The 16,965-nt window shown below is 62.3% G+C and carries 19 protein-coding genes; 15 read left to right on the top strand and 4 right to left on the bottom strand.

Features of this window, described 5'->3' with window-relative positions; translation table 11 throughout:
- Window positions 1–3: 3 nt before the first annotated feature.
- Both rplO and QP999_RS01555 read left to right on the top strand, forming a co-directional pair.
- On the top strand, window positions 4–453 hold the full coding sequence (gene rplO, locus QP999_RS01560; protein ID WP_070685196.1) for a 50S ribosomal protein L15: 450 nt from the start codon (window positions 4–6) through the stop codon (window positions 451–453).
- A gap of 141 nt (window positions 454–594) precedes the next feature.
- Window positions 595–933, top strand: coding sequence for a hypothetical protein (locus QP999_RS01555; RefSeq protein WP_070563546.1), 339 nt, complete (start codon window positions 595–597; stop codon window positions 931–933).
- Window positions 934–945: 12 nt separating this feature from the next.
- Here QP999_RS01555 and QP999_RS01550 read toward each other — a convergent pair whose 3' ends face one another.
- Both QP999_RS01550 and QP999_RS01545 read right to left on the bottom strand, forming a co-directional pair.
- On the bottom strand, window positions 946–2,427 hold the full coding sequence (locus QP999_RS01550; RefSeq protein WP_284847524.1) for an FAD-binding oxidoreductase: 1,482 nt from the start codon (window positions 2,425–2,427) through the stop codon (window positions 946–948).
- 17 nt (window positions 2,428–2,444) lie between these two features.
- On the bottom strand, window positions 2,445–3,752 hold the full coding sequence (locus QP999_RS01545) for a class I SAM-dependent methyltransferase (RefSeq protein ID WP_284847523.1): 1,308 nt from the start codon (window positions 3,750–3,752) through the stop codon (window positions 2,445–2,447).
- Between the two features lie 380 nt (window positions 3,753–4,132).
- Between QP999_RS01545 and secY the strand changes: the two genes are divergently transcribed.
- The 13 genes from secY to eccB all read left to right on the top strand — a co-directional run bounded on the left by secY (window position 4,133) and on the right by eccB (window position 14,487).
- Window positions 4,133–5,458 carry a preprotein translocase subunit SecY gene (secY, locus tag QP999_RS01540; protein ID WP_070521679.1) on the top strand — a complete coding sequence of 442 codons (1,326 nt, stop codon included), beginning with the start codon at window positions 4,133–4,135 and terminating at the stop codon, window positions 5,456–5,458.
- Window positions 5,458–6,003: an adenylate kinase gene (locus QP999_RS01535; RefSeq protein ID WP_070530790.1), complete on the top strand. Its 546-nt coding sequence runs from the start codon at window positions 5,458–5,460 to the stop codon at window positions 6,001–6,003. Before secY ends, QP999_RS01535 begins: the two co-directional genes overlap by 1 nt.
- Window positions 6,004–6,017: 14 nt before the next feature.
- Window positions 6,018–6,812: a type I methionyl aminopeptidase gene (gene map / locus QP999_RS01530; RefSeq protein WP_284847522.1), complete on the top strand. Its 795-nt coding sequence runs from the start codon at window positions 6,018–6,020 to the stop codon at window positions 6,810–6,812.
- Window positions 6,813–6,863: 51 nt separating this feature from the next.
- Entirely contained in the window at window positions 6,864–7,655 is a 792-nt protein-coding gene (locus QP999_RS01525) for a L,D-transpeptidase (RefSeq protein ID WP_070683944.1), read from the top strand.
- Between the two features lie 221 nt (window positions 7,656–7,876).
- A complete protein-coding gene (gene infA / locus QP999_RS01520) occupies window positions 7,877–8,095 on the top strand; it encodes a translation initiation factor IF-1 (RefSeq protein ID WP_003854422.1) in 219 nt (72 codons plus the stop codon).
- Between the two features lie 185 nt (window positions 8,096–8,280).
- Window positions 8,281–8,649 carry a 30S ribosomal protein S13 gene (gene rpsM / locus QP999_RS01515; RefSeq protein ID WP_010189542.1) on the top strand — a complete coding sequence of 123 codons (369 nt, stop codon included), beginning with the start codon at window positions 8,281–8,283 and terminating at the stop codon, window positions 8,647–8,649.
- A gap of 3 nt (window positions 8,650–8,652) precedes the next feature.
- Window positions 8,653–9,057: a 30S ribosomal protein S11 gene (gene rpsK / locus QP999_RS01510; RefSeq protein WP_010189540.1), complete on the top strand. Its 405-nt coding sequence runs from the start codon at window positions 8,653–8,655 to the stop codon at window positions 9,055–9,057.
- A 21-nt stretch (window positions 9,058–9,078) separates the two neighbouring features.
- Entirely contained in the window at window positions 9,079–9,684 is a 606-nt protein-coding gene (gene rpsD, locus QP999_RS01505; RefSeq protein ID WP_010189536.1) for a 30S ribosomal protein S4, read from the top strand.
- Window positions 9,685–9,753: 69 nt separating this feature from the next.
- A complete protein-coding gene (locus QP999_RS01500; protein ID WP_070521667.1) occupies window positions 9,754–10,764 on the top strand; it encodes a DNA-directed RNA polymerase subunit alpha in 1,011 nt (336 codons plus the stop codon).
- A gap of 78 nt (window positions 10,765–10,842) precedes the next feature.
- Window positions 10,843–11,364 (top strand): 50S ribosomal protein L17, encoded by a 522-nt coding sequence (rplQ, locus tag QP999_RS01495; protein WP_070530786.1) that lies wholly within the window; start codon window positions 10,843–10,845, stop codon window positions 11,362–11,364.
- A gap of 101 nt (window positions 11,365–11,465) precedes the next feature.
- Window positions 11,466–12,299, top strand: coding sequence for a trimeric intracellular cation channel family protein (locus QP999_RS01490; RefSeq protein ID WP_039674330.1), 834 nt, complete (start codon window positions 11,466–11,468; stop codon window positions 12,297–12,299).
- Between the two features lie 15 nt (window positions 12,300–12,314).
- Entirely contained in the window at window positions 12,315–13,172 is an 858-nt protein-coding gene (gene truA, locus QP999_RS01485) for a tRNA pseudouridine(38-40) synthase TruA (RefSeq protein ID WP_269948418.1), read from the top strand.
- Window positions 13,173–13,227: 55 nt separating this feature from the next.
- Window positions 13,228–14,487, top strand: a complete 1,260-nt coding sequence (gene eccB, locus QP999_RS01480) for a type VII secretion protein EccB (RefSeq protein WP_284847518.1) — start codon at window positions 13,228–13,230, stop codon at window positions 14,485–14,487.
- Here the strand turns inward: eccB and QP999_RS01475 are convergent.
- Both QP999_RS01475 and eccD read right to left on the bottom strand, forming a co-directional pair.
- Entirely contained in the window at window positions 14,378–15,622 is a 1,245-nt protein-coding gene (locus tag QP999_RS01475) for a S8 family serine peptidase (RefSeq protein ID WP_284847516.1), read from the bottom strand. The genes eccB and QP999_RS01475 overlap by 110 nt on opposite strands.
- A complete protein-coding gene (gene eccD / locus QP999_RS01470) occupies window positions 15,619–16,950 on the bottom strand; it encodes a type VII secretion integral membrane protein EccD (RefSeq protein ID WP_284847514.1) in 1,332 nt (443 codons plus the stop codon). Before eccD ends, QP999_RS01475 begins: the two co-directional genes overlap by 4 nt.
- Between the last annotated feature and the right edge of the window lie 15 nt (window positions 16,951–16,965).

Genomic DNA, 16,965 nt, shown 5'->3' with positions numbered 1-16,965 from the left:
ACCATGGCTGATATCATCAAGCTCCACGACCTGCGCCCGTCCGCAGGCTCCAATAAGCCCAAAACCCGCGTCGGCCGCGGTGAGGCATCCAAGGGTAAGACCGCTGGTCGCGGTACCAAGGGCACCGGTGCTCGCAAGCAGGTTTCCGCTGCTTTCGAGGGTGGCCAGATGCCGATCCACATGCGTCTGCCGAAGCTCAAGGGCTTCAAGAACCCGAACCACGTTGAGTACCAGGTAGTCAACGTTGCTGACCTCGCAGAGGCTTTCGCTCAGGGTGGCGACGTCACCGTAGCGGACATCGTCGCTGCTGGCCTGGTTCGCAAAAACCAGCCGGTCAAGGTTCTGGGCAACGGCGACATCAACGTTAAGTTGAACGTCACCGCTGACAAGTTCTCCAAGTCTGCTGTTGAGAAGATCGAGGCTGCTGGCGGCACCGCCACCACCACCAAGTAAATCTCTACTCAGTAGATTTCTTCCCCCCTGTCCACCGCATTCGTGCGGGGCAGGGGGATTTTTCATGCCTATTGTGCACGCGGAGCTAAGAAGAGTAGTATCACCCTTGGTTAAATCTTAGTAAGCATTAAGGAGATTGTTATGTCGTCCGTATCTTCCATCGTGGCAACCGCCATCGCCGCACTTCTGCCCCTAGCTGGCGTTACTGGTCCCGTCGATGCACAGGAGATGCTCTCCCAGCCAGAGTCCGCCACCAGCACGGAAAACCTGCCCAGCGGCGAGCTGGCGGTGCAGCGCGAGCTGGCCCTCGCCACCCAGGAGCTGGGCCACGATTTCATGACCATCCGCTTTGAAGGCAATGACACCGCGCACATCGTCTTCCTGGAAACCTACAACCCCGACACCGACCAAGCCGCCGTGGACCGCGTGATGAAGGCCCTAGCCACCAACGGCTTTGATCGCGTCGATGCAGTTGCCTAAGAAGACAGCGCGCTAAGCGTCGTTGACCGTCTTTTCATAGAGGCCGGGGAAGCGGCTGTCCGGGTCAGTGAGCGCTTTAATGCGCTCCGGCAGGTCACCGCCGTAGAGCTCGGCAAATTCTTCGGGGGAGTAGAAGGCTTCTGAATACAGCGACTTATGCCCGCCGAGCTCGCTGACTTTAGCTTCGATGACGCGGTTGAAGGCGCCGTTGCCCGGGGCGGAGGGGTCGACGTGATTGCCCTCCACGCCCGACCAGAACCCCACGTTGACCCAGGTTTGGTCCGGGCGCAGCGGGTACAGCGGCCACGGGGCGGGGGAATCAGCCGCGAGAGAGCCAGTGCCGACGAGCGCTTCGACGCCCTCGCGTAGCCTAATCGGGCACAGCCACACCGGCTGTATATCGGAGGCCGCAAAGAACCAGTCCAAGAACTCCGGCAGGTTCTCCGGGGTGACCTCGATGTCCTGCACCACGCGCTCACCCCGCGGCAGGCCCTTTGGCTTCTTGATGAAGTTGTACTCCAGCTCGTATTTCCGGTCCAGGCGCACGAGCTTCCAGTAGAAAGAGCTGCGCCGCAGCTGCCGCGGCCACACCTTGCGCACCCGCGGGTTCTGCGCGCCAAAGGCTCGCGAGCACCAGAACCAGTCAGTATCCCAGCGCCAGATGTAATCGCGCACCGTGAGGCGGTCGCGGCGAATACCCCGGGCGTGCTGGAGGCTGCGATAGAAAATCTCCTCCCTCGTGTAGTCGGAGGTTGGGCCCTCCTCCTCCGTGAAACGGGCCATGACCAGGTAGGATTCCTCCGGAGAGAAGACCACGCCATCGAGGCCGTGGACATCGAGGCCGTCATAGGAGTGGGAGCGGGAGACGTCGTCAAGCGCGCGTGCCAAGGACTCAAAGTCGTGGAAGCGCACCTCCCTCAGCTCCACGTAAGGCTTCACCGCGCGCAGCTCAATCTTGAGGCGCACCGCATAGCCCAAGGAGCCATAGGAGTTGGGGAAGAGACGGAAGAGATCGACATTCTCCTCGCGCGAGCACGTGAGAATCTCGCCAGTACCGGTGAGGATGTCCATCTCCAGCACGGATTCGTGCGGCAATCCATCGCGGAAGCTCGTGGACTCCACGCCCATGCCCGTCACCGCGCCGCCGAGCGTAATGGTCTTGAGCTGCGGCACCACGAAGGGCATAAGACCGTGCGGCAAGGTGGCGTCCACAAGGTCCTCGTAGGTGCACATGCCCTGAACCTCGGCGGTCTGCGCAATCGGATCGACCTCAATGACCCCACCCAGACCGGACACGTCGAGCCCCACCTGCTCGCCGCTGCGCCCGCGGAAAAGGTTCGAGGTTTTCTTCGCCAGACGTACGCGCTTATCCTTCGGCACCGCGCGGAAGCTACGCAGGAGCTTATCGACGCCTTGCCTGTGCGCCCGCCAGCCCACCGGCGGGATCTCCACGGCATCGACGCTGCGGTGATTGCGAATGAGATTAGTCAGCATAGAACTCCCTTAAGTCTTTAGAAGCAGGAATCTTCCCACCAGCGGCGCTCGGGCACGCCGGAACGAGAACCGGCCTCACCCAGCTTGACGCCCAAGAAGTGGTACAAGTTGATGATGTTGTGCTCGAAGCCCCACTCGGAGCCGGCCATATAGATGGCCCACAGGCGCGCGGTGGGAAGGCCCACCAGAGAGCAGGCCTCCTCCCACGTCTCCTTAAGGTTCTCGCACCAATCGTGCAGAGTGCGCATGTAGTCGAAGCGCAGGGATTCCGTGTGGACAACCTCGAAGCCGGCATCCTGCATGCACTTCGTAATGGTGCCGGAGCCGGAGAGCTCACCGTCGGGGAAGATATAGCGGTCAATGAAGCCGCCCTTCGGAGTCTTGTGATTATCCGGGTAGGTAATGCAGTGGTTGAGCATCAATCCACCCGGCTTGAGCTTGCCGTTGAGGAAGCTAAAGAAGTCCGGGTAGTTCTTGACGCCAATGTGCTCGAGTAGCCCGATGGCGGAGATAGCGTCGAAGCCTTCCTCGGTGACATCGCGATAGTCCATGAAGCGGATTTCCGCGAGGTCCTCGAGACCCTCCTCCTTGATCTTGGCCTGGCCCCACTCAGCCTGCTCCTTGGAGAGGGTTACGCCGAGGGACTTCACACCGCGCTTGGCGGCGTAGCGCACCATGCCGCCCCAGCCGCAGCCGACGTCCAGGTGGCGGTCACCCTCCTTGAGCCGCAACTTGTCGAAGATGAGGCGATACTTGTTTTCCTGGGCCTCATCCAGCGTGGCGTCGGGGGAGGGGTAGTAGGCGCAGGTATACGTCATCGAGTCACCGAGGAAAAGCTCGTAGAAGTCATTACCCACGTCGTAGTGATCGGAGATGACGTCCGCGTCGCGTTCCTTGGAGTGCTTGGACAATCCTTCGTGCAGCTTGCGGCGCAGCCACGAGGCTCGCTCGACTTCCGGGACCGGCTGGATCTGGAAAGCTCCCATCGAGGCCAGGGAGCGTGCCACCCTGGCCAAGGTCTTCGCGTCCGGGCGGGTGAACTTGTCATACATGGCGTGCAGCGCATCGAAGATGCCGTAGGGGTGCGCCGGGTGTTCGCCCTCGACAGTGATGCCGTCGGTGACATAAGCGCGGGCAAATCCTACATCCCCTGGGTGAGTCGCGATATAGGCCAAGCCCTGGAGGTTGTTGATCTTGACGGTAAACTGCGCATCGGCTGGGCCGGTGGCGGAACCATCGAAAGCCTCCCAGCGGAAGGGGTTGGGGCTGGGGACGAATGCATCGATAATCTCGGCCACGGTCATTGGAGAGAATCGCTTACTCATAAAACTACATACTTCTTTCGGTTCATTGGCTGGCAGAAAAAGAACGGCCATACTCCGAGACGCCCCGGGCGTCTCGGGGGAGGTCGAAAAGACGTAGAAATCTTGTAAGGACATTGCCTTCAGACAACACAGGCAATGGTAGGCCCAATCCGGGGATAGCGCTAAGGGAGAAACCAAAAAGGGGACCTCCGGGCGGCCATGTGCGGGGTTAATGTGGCGAAAGTGGCCAAGGCTGGTAGGGTAATGGGGTCAAAAGTGTTCAACCGTTCCTATGAGATGCCTTAAGAGGGCTCTTAGCTTTTGGGAACAGATGAGATCCACCCCCGTGCGCGGCGAATTCGAACCGCACAACAAGCGCGGTAGGCCAGGAGGATTAAGTAGTGTCCGCCATTTTGCAGGCTTTTAAAGATGCCGACCTGCGTAAGAAGATCATCTTCACGCTCGTGTTGATTATCCTCTACCGCGTTGGCGCGCAGATCCCGTCGCCGGGCGTTGATTACGCCACCATCGCCGGCCGCCTTCGTGACCTCACGGAGGAATCCGGCAACCTCTACTCGGTGATCAACCTGTTCTCCGGTGGCGCGCTGCTGCAGCTGTCGATCTTCGCCATCGGCATCATGCCGTACATTACGGCGTCGATTATCGTGCAGCTGCTCACCGTGGTGATTCCTCACTTCGAGCAGTTGAAGAAGGAGGGGCAGTCCGGTCAGGCCAAGATGACGCAGTACACGCGCTACCTCACCCTGGCGCTGGCGCTTCTGCAGTCTTCGGGCATTGTGGCCCTGGCGGACCGCGAGCAACTCTTGGGGCAAGGCGTACGCGTCCTGGCGGAGGACCGTAACTTCTTCACCCTCGTCGTGCTCGTTATCACCATGACCTCCGGCGCCATCCTCGTGATGTGGATGGGTGAGCTGATTACGGAGAAGGGCATTGGTAACGGTATGTCGCTGATGATTTTCGCCGGTATTGCTACCCGCCTTCCCACCGATGGTGTCAGCATCATGCAGAACAACGGTGGCCTCGTCTTCGCCATGGTGGTTGCCGGCCTCATCGTCCTCGTCGTGGGCATCACCTTCATCGAGCAGGGCCAGCGCCGCATTCCGGTGCAGTACGCAAAGCGTATGGTTGGCCGTCGCCAGTACGGTGGTTCGTCGACCTACCTGCCGCTCAAGGTCAACCAGGCCGGCGTTATCCCGGTTATCTTCGCTTCCTCGCTGATCTACATGCCAGTGCTTATCACCCAGATCGTCAACTCCGGCTCTCCGGGCGTGTCCGATAACTGGTGGCAGCGCAACGTGATTGCGCACCTGCAGGCACCGAGCTCCTGGCAGTACATCGTCCTCTACTTCGTCCTCACCATCTTCTTCTCCTACTTCTATGTCTCGGTTCAGTATGACCCTGCTGAACAGGCGGAGAACATGAAGAAGTATGGTGGATTTATCCCGGGTATCCGCCCGGGTCGGCCGACCGCCGAATACCTGGGATTCGTCATGAACCGCCTTCTGTTCGTCGGTTCGATCTACCTGGCGCTCATCGCTGTTCTGCCGAATATACTTCTGGACCTCGGCGTGGGCCGCGCAGGTGCCAGCGGCACTTCCGCCTTCGGCGGTACTGCCATCCTCATTATGGTCTCGGTGGCCCTGACCACGGTCAAGCAAATCGAGTCCCAGCTCCTACAATCCAACTACGAAGGACTGCTTAAGTAATGCGTTACGTACTCCTTGGCCCTCCCGGTGCCGGCAAGGGCACCCAAGCCGCCCTCCTCAGCGAAAAGCTCGGCGTTCCGCACATCTCCACCGGTGACCTCTTCCGCGCCAACATTGGTGAGGGCACCCCGCTCGGCGTCGAGGCTAAGTCCTACATCGACGCCGGCAAGCTGGTGCCGACTGATGTCACCGCCCGCATGGTGGAGGACCGCCTCAACCAGGATGACGCCAAGGATGGCTTTCTTCTCGACGGCTTCCCCCGCACCGTGGAGCAGGCCGACATTCTTGAGAAGCTCCTCTCCGACAAGGGCCTGAAGCTCGACGGCGTGCTGAACTTTGAGGTATCCGAGGACGTCGTGGTCGAGCGCATGCTCGCCCGCGGCCGCGCGGACGACACCGAGGAGACCATCCGCACACGCCTGGGCGTCTACCGCGAGGAGACCTTCCCGCTCATCGAGCACTATGGCGATGCCATCATCTCCATCAAGGCTGAAGGAACCGTTGAGGAAATCAACGAGCGCACCCTGAAGGCAATGGGCAAGTAGCCCGTCTTTTTGTCATGGCTTTTCGTCGACGCACTAAAACGATTCCGGCCCGCACTCCGGGCGAGCTTGATGCCATGCAGGCGGCTGGCGAAATCGTCGGCCGCGCCCTGCAGGCGGTGCGTGCCGCCGCTGCAGTTGGCGTGAGCACGCTCGAGCTCGACCACGTGGCCGAGCAGACCATTCGGGATGCCGGTGCCGTGCCCACCTTCAAGGGCTACGGTGGCTTTCCGGGATCTATCTGTGCGTCAGTCAACGACATCATTGTCCATGGCATACCCAGCAAGGAGATCGTCCTCGCTGAAGGGGACCTTGTCTCCATCGACTGTGGTGCCACGCTCGACGGCTGGGTGGGGGATAGCGCGTGGACGTTTGGCGTCGGCAAGCTCAGCTCTGAGGCGCAGGCGCTGTCTGATGCCACCGAATGGGTCCTGCACGAAGGCCTCAAGGCTATGGTCCCCGGCAACCGGCTTACCGACGTCTCCGCAGCCCTCGAGCAGGCCACCTACCGCGCCGAGGATAAGTTTGGCGTTGACCTGTTTATTGTTGACGGCTACGGCGGCCACGGTATCGGCCACGAAATGCACGAAGACCCCTACCTGGCCAATGAAGGCAAGGCAGGGCGCGGTCCCATCATCCAGGAGGGCTCCGTCCTGGCCATTGAACCTATGCTGGCGCTGGGCACCGAAGATAACGCCGTGCTTGACGACGACTGGACCGTTGTCACCCTCGACGGTTCGCTGGCTGCCCACTGGGAGCACACCGTGGCGGCAACGGAGAATGGTCCTCGAATTCTGACGCAGCGTTACTAAAACGCAACATTCAGGTAGGAAAACCGTGGAGGAAGGTTTATACTTCTCCACATGTCTAAGATTCGCTCCTTTGTTAGCGCTCGTTCCCTACGCCGTGCCACCGCAATTGGCCTGGTAGCCGCCACTCTCTCGGTTGCCCCCGCCGCAAACGCACAGACGGTCCCTTCGATTGATTCCCTGTCCTCCGACGTTCAGTCTCAGATTGATGAGTTCGCCGGCCAGACCCGTGAGAACGCGTGGAACAGCCGCAACCAGATGCTGGAGACGCTGCAGAACGTTAACCCGCAGGCCGCTGATGCCCTGCGTCCCGTCATCGACGGTGCCATTGAACTGGTCTTCCCGGGCCTCATTGAGCAGAAGAACGCCGAGATTCGTGCGGCTCGCGAAGCTGCAGAGCGCGCTCACGCTGAGCAGGTTGCACGCGAGAAGGCTGCCGCTGAGGAGGCTGCCCGCAAGGCCGAGGCTGAGCGCCAGGCTCAGCGCTTCGATGTTGGCCCGTGCCCCGCGGATGCCCGTATCTGCGTGGATCGTGATGGCCGCCGCTCGTGGCTGCAGGATGGCAACGGCAACGTGACCTATGTTGCTCAGGGCATGTCCACCGGTATGCCGGGCCAGGAGACCCCGGCCGGTACGTTCTACATCAACCGCAAGATCAAAGACGAGATTTCTTGGGAGTTTGGCAACGCTCCGATGCCCTACGCCATGTACTTCACCAATAACGGCCATGCTTTCCATGAGGGCTCCCCGGCATACCAGTCCAATGGCTGCGTACGCCTGACCCACCAGGATGCTGTGCGCTACTGGAATGATGTGCCGATGGGTTCCAAGGTCTTCATCTACTAGAACCGCAGCGGCTAGTAGCCGACTCTCTCGCATACCTCCCGCGCCTTTGGGCGATGGGAGGTTTTATATTTGGAAAACGCGTATCCGCAGCGTATGCTTTAGAGCTGGTGTCTGTACGCAGCCAAAGTGGTTGTGGAGGACACCAGGCAGTAGACACCAAACATGCAGGTGGGGGCGTCGTCAAGCGCGGCGCGAAGAACCCCACCAGAAAAGTAGAGGTTATGGCTAAGGAAGGCGCAATCGAGGTTGAGGGTCGCATCGTCGAACCCCTGCCCAACGCAATGTTCCGCGTCGAGCTCGACAACGGGCATAAGGTACTTGCCCACATTTCGGGCAAGATGCGTCAGCACTACATCCGCATCCTCCCGGAGGATCGCGTTGTCGTGGAGCTGTCTCCTTATGACCTAACCCGCGGACGCATCGTCTACCGCTACAAGTAAAGACAGTAAGCCTCCTCACCCACGGGACGCACTTGGTGCGTCCCTTTCTACCTCAGGCTGCGATGGCCTGAGCCCACGCTGCTAAGCATGCCCACAGTTCCCCGGCACGGCCCGGGGCGAAGCGTATGCGTGGCGGGGGACGGATGAGGAGAAAACCATCGTAACAACCCGAAAGGACTAGCCATATGGCACGTCTAGCTGGTGTTGACCTCCCGCGCAACAAGCGCATGGAGGTTGCTCTCACCTACATCTACGGCATCGGGCCTGCCCGTGCCAAGGAGCTGCTGGAAAAGACCGGCATTTCTCCTGACCTGCGCACCGACAACCTCGACGACGATCAGCTGTCGGCGCTGCGTGACGTCATCGAAGCTACCTGGAAGGTCGAGGGTGACCTCCGCCGCCAGGTTCAGGCTGACATCCGTCGCAAGATTGAAATCGGTTGCTACCAGGGCATCCGCCACCGTCGTGGACTGCCTGTTCGTGGTCAGCGCACCAAGACCAACGCTCGTACGCGCAAGGGTCCGAAGAAGACGATCGCAGGAAAGAAGAAGTAACACATGCCACCTAAGACTCGTTCCGGCGCGCGCCGTGGTGGTCGTCGCGTCGTAAAGAAGAACGTGGCCGCTGGCCACGCATACATCAAGTCCACCTTCAACAACACCATCGTGTCCATCACGGACCCGCACGGTGCTGTCATCTCCTGGGCATCCTCCGGCCACGTTGGCTTCAAGGGTTCCCGTAAGTCCACCCCGTTCGCAGCGCAGATGGCTGCTGAGAACGCGGCCCGCAAGGCCATGGACCACGGTATGAAGAAGGTTGACGTTTTCGTCAAGGGTCCGGGCTCCGGCCGCGAGACCGCCATCCGTTCCCTGCAGGCTGCAGGCCTCGAGGTTTCCTCGATCACGGATGCCACCCCACAGCCGCACAACGGCTGCCGTCCGACCAAGCGCCGCAAGGTTTAAGGGAAAGGAAGAGGTAAGAAAATGGCTCGTTATACTGGCCCCGCTACCCGCGTATCCCGCCGTCTGCGCGTCGACCTGGTCGGCGGCGACATGGCATTTGAGCGCCGCCCGTACCCACCGGGACAGGCTGGCCGCAACCGCATCAAGGAATCTGAGTACCTGCTGCAGCTCCAGGAGAAGCAGAAGGCAAAGTACACCTACGGTGTGCTGGAGCGTCAGTTCCGCCGCTACTACGCCGAGGCTAACCGTCTCCCGGGCAAGACCGGTGACAACCTCGTCGTTCTGCTCGAGTCCCGTCTCGACAACGTGATCTACCGCGCTGGTCTGGCCAACACCCGCCGCCAGGCTCGCCAGCTTGTCTCCCACGGTCACTTCACCGTGAACGGCAAGAAGATCAACGTTCCGTCCTTCCGCGTTACGCAGTATGACATCATCGATGTTCGTGAGCGTTCCCAGAAGATGGAATGGTTCGAAGAGGCTCAGGACCGCCTGGTAGACGCCAACGTTCCGGCGTGGCTGCAGGTCGTTCCGGACACCCTGCGCATCCTCGTGCACCAGCTGCCCGAGCGCGCTCAGATCGACGTTCCGCTGCAGGAGCAGCTCATCGTCGAGCTTTACTCGAAGTAATCCTTCGACATTTTCATCTTTACCCCTTCTACCGGCGTCATATAGCGGGCGCCGACAAGGAGAAACTCCATGCTTATTTCCCAGCGTCCTCAGCTCACCGAGGAATTCATTGACTCGTCTCGCTCCAAGTTCGTCATCGAACCGCTCGAGCCGGGTTTTGGTTACACCCTCGGTAACTCGCTTCGTCGCACGCTGCTCTCGTCCATCCCGGGCGCGGCAGTAACCTCCATCAAGATTGATGGTGTGCTCCACGAGTTCACCACCATCAACGGCGTGAAGGAAGACGTTTCCGAAATCATCCTGAACATCAAGGGTCTGGTTCTGTCCTCCGACTCTGACGAGCCGGTGGTTATGTACCTGAGCAAGGAAGGCCCGGGTGAGGTAACTGCAGGCGATATCCAGCCGCCGGCTGGCGTGGAGATCCACAACTCGGATCTGCACATCGCATCGCTGAATGATTCCGCCAAGCTGGAGATGGAACTCGTCGTCGAGCGCGGTCGTGGCTACGTCCCGGCTGCCTCCACCTCCGGGGAAATCGGCCGCATTCCGGTCGACCAGATCTACTCCCCGGTGCTGAAGGTCTCCTACAAGGTCGAAGCTACTCGTGTTGAGCAGCGCACCGACTTTGACAAGCTGATCATCGACGTCGAGACCAAGAACTCGATTTCCGCACGCGACGCCCTGGCTTCCGCCGGTGGCACCCTGGTCGAGCTCTTCGGCCTGGCCCGCGAGCTGAACACCGCTGCTGAGGGCATTGAGATTGGCCCGTCCCCGCAGGAGACGGAGTACATCGCCGCCTACAGCATGCCGATCGAGGATCTGAACTTCTCCGTCCGCTCCTACAACTGCCTGAAGCGTCAGGAAATCCACACCGTTGGTGAACTCGCAGAGTGCACCGAATCGGACCTGCTGGATATCCGCAACTTCGGTCAGAAGTCGATCAATGAGGTAAAGATCAAGCTGGCTAACCTGGGCCTGGCTCTCAAGGACACCCCTGAGGACTTCGACCCGACCCAGCTCGAAGGCTACGACGCAGAAACCGGCGACTTCAAGGACCCGGCTTCCGACGATTCCGAGTAAAGAATTCCACTGAATCGTGACGGCGCGACTTGTGCGCCCCGTCGCGCGCTCACTTAATCCGCACACGAGGAGTACACAATGCCTACCCCCAAGAAGGGTCCGCGTCTCGGCGGCTCCGCCAGCCAGCAGAAGCACCTGCTGAGCAACATGGCTGCGAGCCTGATCGAGCACGGCGCAATCAAGACCACCGACGCTAAGGCGAAGCTGCTTCGTCCTTACGCCGAGAAGATCATCACCAAGGCGAAGGCCGGCACCGTTGCTGACCGTCGCGCAGTTCTCAAGCTCATCCCGCACAAGGATGTCGTTGCCTACCTCTTTGATGAGCTGGCACCGAAGTTCGAGAACCGTGAGGGTGGCTACACCCGCATCATCAAGCTGGAGAACCGCTCCGGCGATAACGCCCCGATGTCCCAGATCTCCCTCGTTCTCGAGGAGACCGTGACCTCCGAGGCTAACCGCGCTACCCGCGCTGCTGCTTCCAAGCAGGCCGAGGAAGCTAAGGCCGAAGAGGCTGAGGCTGAATCCGCTGAGGAAGCAAAGGCAGAGGCAACCGAGGCAGAGGTCGAGGAGACCGCTGCTGAGGAGTCCGAGGAGAAGTAAACTTCTCTCGCCTTAACTAGGCCGCAGTACCACCTTAGGTGGGGCTGCGGCCTTTTGTTATGCTTTCTGGGCTATATAACCCCGACCAGAACGTATACTCTATGACCCCGCTGTTTACTGTGCTGTACGTAATCGGCATCGTCTCCGAGGCGATGACCGCTGCGCTGTCCGCTGGCCGGCAAAAGATGGATCTGTTTGGCGTCATCATGTTGGGCGCAGTCACCGCATTGGGCGGCGGCACGATCCGCGACATGGTGCTGGGCGCCTACCCGTTGACGTGGGTGGCGGAACCGCGCTTCCTCTTGGCCGTGGTGGCCGCCGCCGTCGCCACGGTTTATATGTCCTTCCTAATGCACTATTTCCGGCATGTATTCTTGCTTCTCGACGCCCTGGGCCTTGCGGTATTCAGTGTCCTTGGTGCTCAGAAGGCCTTGGAACATGGCCATGGGTTGGTTATCGCTGCCGTGGCTGCGGTGCTGACCGGTGTCTTTGGCGGTATTTTGCGTGACTTGTTGTCCGACCGTATCCCGCTGGTCTTGTCCGCCGAGCTGTACGCCTCCATTTCTGTTCTTGCAGCCTTTTCTTATGCGGGATTGATGGAGCTGGGGCTCAGCGATGAGGTCGCTGGCGTCGTGACGGTATGCCTAGCGCTGGCGCTGCGCGTGGCTGCGATCTACTTTGGATGGTCGCTGCCGGTGTTTGAATACCGGGGAGCCGAACAACCCATGGACCCGCGCCTGCGCTTGTCTGCCCGCATTGTTCGGGATGGCGCCCGCAAGGCCAAGCGCAAAGCCGGCCAGGCCAAGAAGAATCTAAAGCACCCCAAGCGGGCTGGCTATGCCGCTTTGAGCAAGCTGGGCGTGAGCAAGAGCGCGAAGCGCCAGCACGCGGCCCAGGATTGGGAACTCAATCGCGAGTGGAATGCCAACGACTAGGTAGAATCAGCATCCATGACTAACGTTCGCCTTCGCCTAGACTTGGCCTACGACGGCACCGACTTCCACGGGTGGGCCAAGCAGAAGGGCGGCCTGCGCACTGTTCAGCAGACCGTTGAGGAGAAGCTGAGCATGGTGCTGCGCCACCCAGTGGAGCTCACCGTGGCTGGGCGCACCGATGCCGGAGTGCATGCCAGCGGTCAGGTGGCGCACTTAGATACCACGCGGTCGGCGCTGGGACAGCGCAGCATCGACGGCGACCCCTCCAAGCTGGTGAAACGCTTGGCCAAGTTGCTGCCTGCCGACGTCCGCGTCCACGCCTGCACCGAAGTCCCCGCAGATTTCGACGCGCGCTTTTCCGCCTTACGCCGCCGCTACGTCTACCGCATCACCACCCATCCGCGCGGTGCACTTCCGACTCGCGCACGCGATACCGCGACGTGGTTCAAGCCAGTGGACCTGGAGCTAATGCAGGCCGCGGCCGATCAGCTGGTGGGGCTCAATGACTTCGTGGCTTTCTGCAAGGCGAAGCCGCACGCCACGACCATTCGCGAGCTCCTTGCCTTTGAGTGGAAGGACGTGTCGACGCCCGCGGAGCCGCAGCTCTACGAGGCGCACGTAACCGCGGATGCCTTTTGCTGGTCCATGGTGCGCTCGTTGGTGGGCTGCTGTTTGCGGGTGGGGGAGGGCTCGCGCGGAGTTGACTTCGCCGCCCATATGCTGCGGGAAGAAAGCCGGTCCTCCGAGATCCCGCTTGCTGATGCTCAAGGTTTGAGCCTGGTGGGCGTGGATTACCCCGATGCGGACCAGTTGGCCGCGCGGGCGGAGATGACCCGTGGTCGTCGCGCTGCGGAGGACACCGAGTTGGGTTAATCTAGAACCCACTGCGCCGTGGGAGGGTGGCGCTGCGATTCGGGGGAGGATTCTCATGGCACGCGCGTTGCCAACTACCAAGGCCCAGGTATCGGGCCACAAGTTTCTACTGCGCCGCCTCGAGCACGGACTCGTGTTCGGGGATATCCGTATGATTCATGATCCATTGAAAAGGCGCCAACGCGCCCTGCTGGGCGGGGTAGCCGCAGTAGCCTTCTTGAGTCTTGGCTCGGGGCTTATCGCCTGGATGCAGCCGGACCCGCAACCCGGCGATGCGCCCGTCGTGCGTTCCTCCGAAGGGCAGCTCTTAGCGCTGGTCAACGGCACTTATCATCCAGTGGCTAACTTGGCTTCGGCCAGACTCATTGCCAACGAGCCGGTCGAACCGCATGTGGCAGGGGATAGCTTCTTAGAAGAGATGAGCCTGGGCACCCCGCTGGGGATTGCAGACGCCCCCAACCTTCTTGCAAGCGCAACTGGGCAGGAACCAGGATGGTCGGCCTGCTTGGAAGAATCAACACAGGGCGCGAACTGGCAATCCAGCAGCCGCGTTGGCACCGTGACCGTGGTTGCGCACCGCGCTGTTCCCAGGTTCGATGAAGAGCACGCCGCCGTAGTGGAAACTGAGGGCACGCAGTGGCTGCTCACCGGCCAGGGGCGCGTCGTGCTGCCCGAGGCTACGAGCACACAAGGCCGGGTTCTGCGGCGCGCGCTGGGGATGACCGCGGAGACCGCCGTGTGGGCCATGCCCGCGGAGCTGCTCAACACATTTGCCGAACTGGAGCCGCTGAGCTTTCCGGCCGCCCCGCCGGAGATTCTGGATACTGGTGAGCAGCTCTGGGCGCGCACGGAGCAGGGTGTTTTCTCCATCACCCCCACACAGGCGGAAATGCTGGTCGGCCTGGGCGCACAGCGTTTGCCTGCGCAGGCGCAGGAGGTGGCCGCGCTGGGGGACGTCCCACCGTCCTTCAACCTCCCCACCACCCGTGTGGACTTCCTGTCCCCTGAGCAAGGCTGGTTGTGCGCAACTCACGAGCAAGGCGCCGGAACCATGCGGCCGGTGGCGGCCACGGTGGACTTGCCGGGGGACTCGGCCGCGCAGCGTTTCGCCGGCCTCCAGGCCGGCGTGGGCGTGGACAGCGGGCACGGCTACCACGTGGTCTCCGTCACCGGAAGGCGCCACGAGGTGGCTGGCACTGCGGAGCTTAAAGCACTGGGTGTGGGGGAACCGGAGCGGGTGCCGTGGGAGATCCTGCGGCTGCTGCCGGAAGGCTCTGCTTTGAGCCGCGCGGAGGCCTTAGAGTCTGAGCACTGAGGGTGGCTACGAGGGCGAGGAAGGCCACGGCGCCGAGGAGAAGGCGAACAATCGGCCAGCCCTTGGCTGGTGGCGCCGTCTGCGGCCTCACCGCGACGGCACGCTCCTCACGGGATTCGCTCGCGGGCCGATAGGTCACTGCTGTGAGAGGATCAACCACCCCATGCCCGGGCTCTGCTGAGTCAATGATGCGCTGGCGCAGCTGTGCTGGGGAGTCCCCAGGGTAGCGCTGCGCCAACAATGCGATCGTGCCACTGACCAGGGGAGCTGCAAAGGACGTTCCCTGAAAGACGGTGTCCTCCTTTCCCGTGGCCCATCCGCCGCCGGGCTCCAGCGCGAGGGGAACGCTGCCTTCCGCGCTGAGCGGTGCCGTGATGGAATACTCCGCGAGGTCGTGCGGCGTGGCCAGAGCACCAACCGCGAGGACGGTTTCGGCTTCCGCGGGAAAGACCACGTCATCCTTTTCACAGCCGCCGGCCGTCGCGTTTCCCGACGCCGCCACAACCACCACCCCAGCCCCTTCCGCGCGCTGCAGCGCCGCGTCCAAGGCGGAACGATCGACCCGCGTGGCGGCCTCCGGTGGAACGCACGACACCACGGAGACGTTGATGACCTGAGCACCCGCGCTGACGGCGTCTTCGATGGCGGCAGCCAGGCTGGCCAGCGTGCCGGCCCCGGCGCGGTCCGCCTCACCGTTGTCCGGCGCTGGGGTCCGGTAGTGCGAGCTGGTCTGCCGGATGGAGTAGATTTCCGCATCCGGGGCCACGCCGAGATCCTTGCCAGCGATGACGCCGGCCACCACCGTCCCGTGCAGGTCGCAGTCCCGCAGCGGGTCAGGCTCCTCCGGGGTCACGAAGTCTGCTCCTGGCGTCACCCGTAGTTGTGGGTGGGCGGCCACCCCGGTATCGATGACCGCGACCTTCACCCCAGCACCCGTGGCAAAAGAATGCAGCCGTGCCCGGTACTCCGAGTACTGCGCGGAAGGCTGTGGCCTTGCCGTGGCGAGCGTGGCCTTCGCGCAGGCGGTATCCGGTTCGCGGGCGACGGCTACGGGCGCACACAGAGCACTGGTACCCCAAGCCAGGCAAACACCAAGCGCAGCGCCGACAGCGCCTATTTGGGTCAGCGTATTCATGATCCCAACCCCCGAATGAGCTCGAAGAGCCCCGCCACGTGCGCGGCCAGCGGCAGGCACGCGGCCAGGGCGAGAGCCTCGGCGCGCTCGAACCACACGATAGTGGTCGGCTCAATCTGCCGTAGCTTGCCTGCCCACACAGGCACGGACAGCATGGCCGCGATGACTAGACCCGCCACGACGCTAAGAACCCACGTTCCCGTCGTTGGGGCGGAAAGCAGCTGCCACTCGCGTAGAGGTACGGCCACCGCGGCACACGCAGCAGCAAGGCCATAGATTCCCAGCGCCCACGCAGCGACGGGCCGGGCGTGGCGTGCCGCATGCACGATGACACCGCCCGCGACACTCAGGCACAGGGCTTGGGAAACAATGACGGTTGCGCCCTCGTGAGCGTTGAGCGCGACGAGGAGAAGGGAAGGAACGCCCGCCAGCGCGCAGCCCACTGCGATTCCCTCGTAGGCCTGCCCGGCGCGCCGGGCTTTGAGCGAGTTATCCGTAGGGTCCTCATCGGAGATGCTCAGGTCTTGTCCGGCGGTGGGAAGTTGTGGCACCCGGAGGCCAGCGAGCCGTGTGGTGAACAGGGGAGCGCCTGCGAGCAGGGCCACGGTGGCGGCAAGCAGCGGGGCGGGGCCAAGCAGGCCGATGAGCACGAGCAGGCACCACGTCGCGGCACTTGCCCGAGCACGTATTCCGCCGATGCGCACCAGATGGGAGAGCACCGCCACGGTACCCACGGCCGCCGCCGCAGCCACGAGTGGCGCGGCCGGAATCGCGGTTCCGGATGGGCCAGCAAAGAAGGGCACCCCAGTGGCCAGCGCCCCCGCCAGCCCGGCAGCCACGTGGGAGGCCGCGAGCAGGGAGCCGCGCCGGGTCCACGCCGCGAGCACGAGGCCGATTATCGCAGCGGCGGTGCAGCCAACCGCGGGAGACAGCGCAGCGGCGAGCAACGCGCCGACGGCGATGAGCCCCGCTGCGCCCCAGAACCCGGCCAGGCCGGAAAACTGCGCTGCAGAGACGTCGGCAGCGAGCGCCTCCGCGGCATCGCGCACAATCGGCGCCGGCGATGGCTCATCGGGGCTGAGCACGAGGACGGAACCGTCTTCCACGCTGGTGCGGTCCAGTGGTGCGGTCATCGAAATGGTCTTGCCCGCCGCGGTGGTAGCGCGCCACAGGATGGGGGCCGGTGGGACGTCGACAAGCACGAGCAGTTCCCCCAGCACCTCCCCGAGGCTGGAAGAAAGCGGCAAGGATATGTCCGCCTCTTTGCGGGTATGACCTGCGTGGATACGGACGGTGACGTGGACAGAATGCGCGAGTGCGCGAGTCATGGAATGTACCTCCCC

Origin of the sequence: Corynebacterium sp. MSK004 (genome assembly GCF_030232515.1) — a bacterium.
Lineage (GTDB): Bacteria > Actinomycetota > Actinomycetes > Mycobacteriales > Mycobacteriaceae > Corynebacterium > Corynebacterium hesseae.
Note: the sequence above shows the minus strand (reverse complement) of the source record. Positions and strands in the feature narration are given on the sequence as shown.

Excerpts from the sequence above, each read along its gene's own strand:
- rplO (WP_070685196.1), top strand. The coding sequence starts at position 4 with ATGGCTGATATCATCAAGCTCCACGACCTGCGCCCGTCCGCAGGCTCC.
- QP999_RS01555 (WP_070563546.1), top strand. The coding sequence starts at position 595 with ATGTCGTCCGTATCTTCCATCGTGGCAACCGCCATCGCCGCACTTCTG.
- QP999_RS01550 (WP_284847524.1), bottom strand. The coding sequence starts at position 2,427 with ATGCTGACTAATCTCATTCGCAATCACCGCAGCGTCGATGCCGTGGAG.
- QP999_RS01545 (WP_284847523.1), bottom strand. The coding sequence starts at position 3,752 with ATGAGTAAGCGATTCTCTCCAATGACCGTGGCCGAGATTATCGATGCA.
- QP999_RS01535 (WP_070530790.1), top strand. The coding sequence starts at position 5,458 with ATGCGTTACGTACTCCTTGGCCCTCCCGGTGCCGGCAAGGGCACCCAA.
- map (WP_284847522.1), top strand. The coding sequence starts at position 6,018 with ATGGCTTTTCGTCGACGCACTAAAACGATTCCGGCCCGCACTCCGGGC.
- QP999_RS01525 (WP_070683944.1), top strand. The coding sequence starts at position 6,864 with ATGTCTAAGATTCGCTCCTTTGTTAGCGCTCGTTCCCTACGCCGTGCC.
- infA (WP_003854422.1), top strand. The coding sequence starts at position 7,877 with ATGGCTAAGGAAGGCGCAATCGAGGTTGAGGGTCGCATCGTCGAACCC.
- rpsM (WP_010189542.1), top strand. The coding sequence starts at position 8,281 with ATGGCACGTCTAGCTGGTGTTGACCTCCCGCGCAACAAGCGCATGGAG.
- rpsK (WP_010189540.1), top strand. The coding sequence starts at position 8,653 with ATGCCACCTAAGACTCGTTCCGGCGCGCGCCGTGGTGGTCGTCGCGTC.
- rpsD (WP_010189536.1), top strand. The coding sequence starts at position 9,079 with ATGGCTCGTTATACTGGCCCCGCTACCCGCGTATCCCGCCGTCTGCGC.
- QP999_RS01500 (WP_070521667.1), top strand. The coding sequence starts at position 9,754 with ATGCTTATTTCCCAGCGTCCTCAGCTCACCGAGGAATTCATTGACTCG.
- rplQ (WP_070530786.1), top strand. The coding sequence starts at position 10,843 with ATGCCTACCCCCAAGAAGGGTCCGCGTCTCGGCGGCTCCGCCAGCCAG.
- QP999_RS01490 (WP_039674330.1), top strand. The coding sequence starts at position 11,466 with ATGACCCCGCTGTTTACTGTGCTGTACGTAATCGGCATCGTCTCCGAG.
- truA (WP_269948418.1), top strand. The coding sequence starts at position 12,315 with ATGACTAACGTTCGCCTTCGCCTAGACTTGGCCTACGACGGCACCGAC.
- eccB (WP_284847518.1), top strand. The coding sequence starts at position 13,228 with ATGGCACGCGCGTTGCCAACTACCAAGGCCCAGGTATCGGGCCACAAG.
- QP999_RS01475 (WP_284847516.1), bottom strand. The coding sequence starts at position 15,622 with ATGAATACGCTGACCCAAATAGGCGCTGTCGGCGCTGCGCTTGGTGTT.
- eccD (WP_284847514.1), bottom strand. The coding sequence starts at position 16,950 with ATGACTCGCGCACTCGCGCATTCTGTCCACGTCACCGTCCGTATCCAC.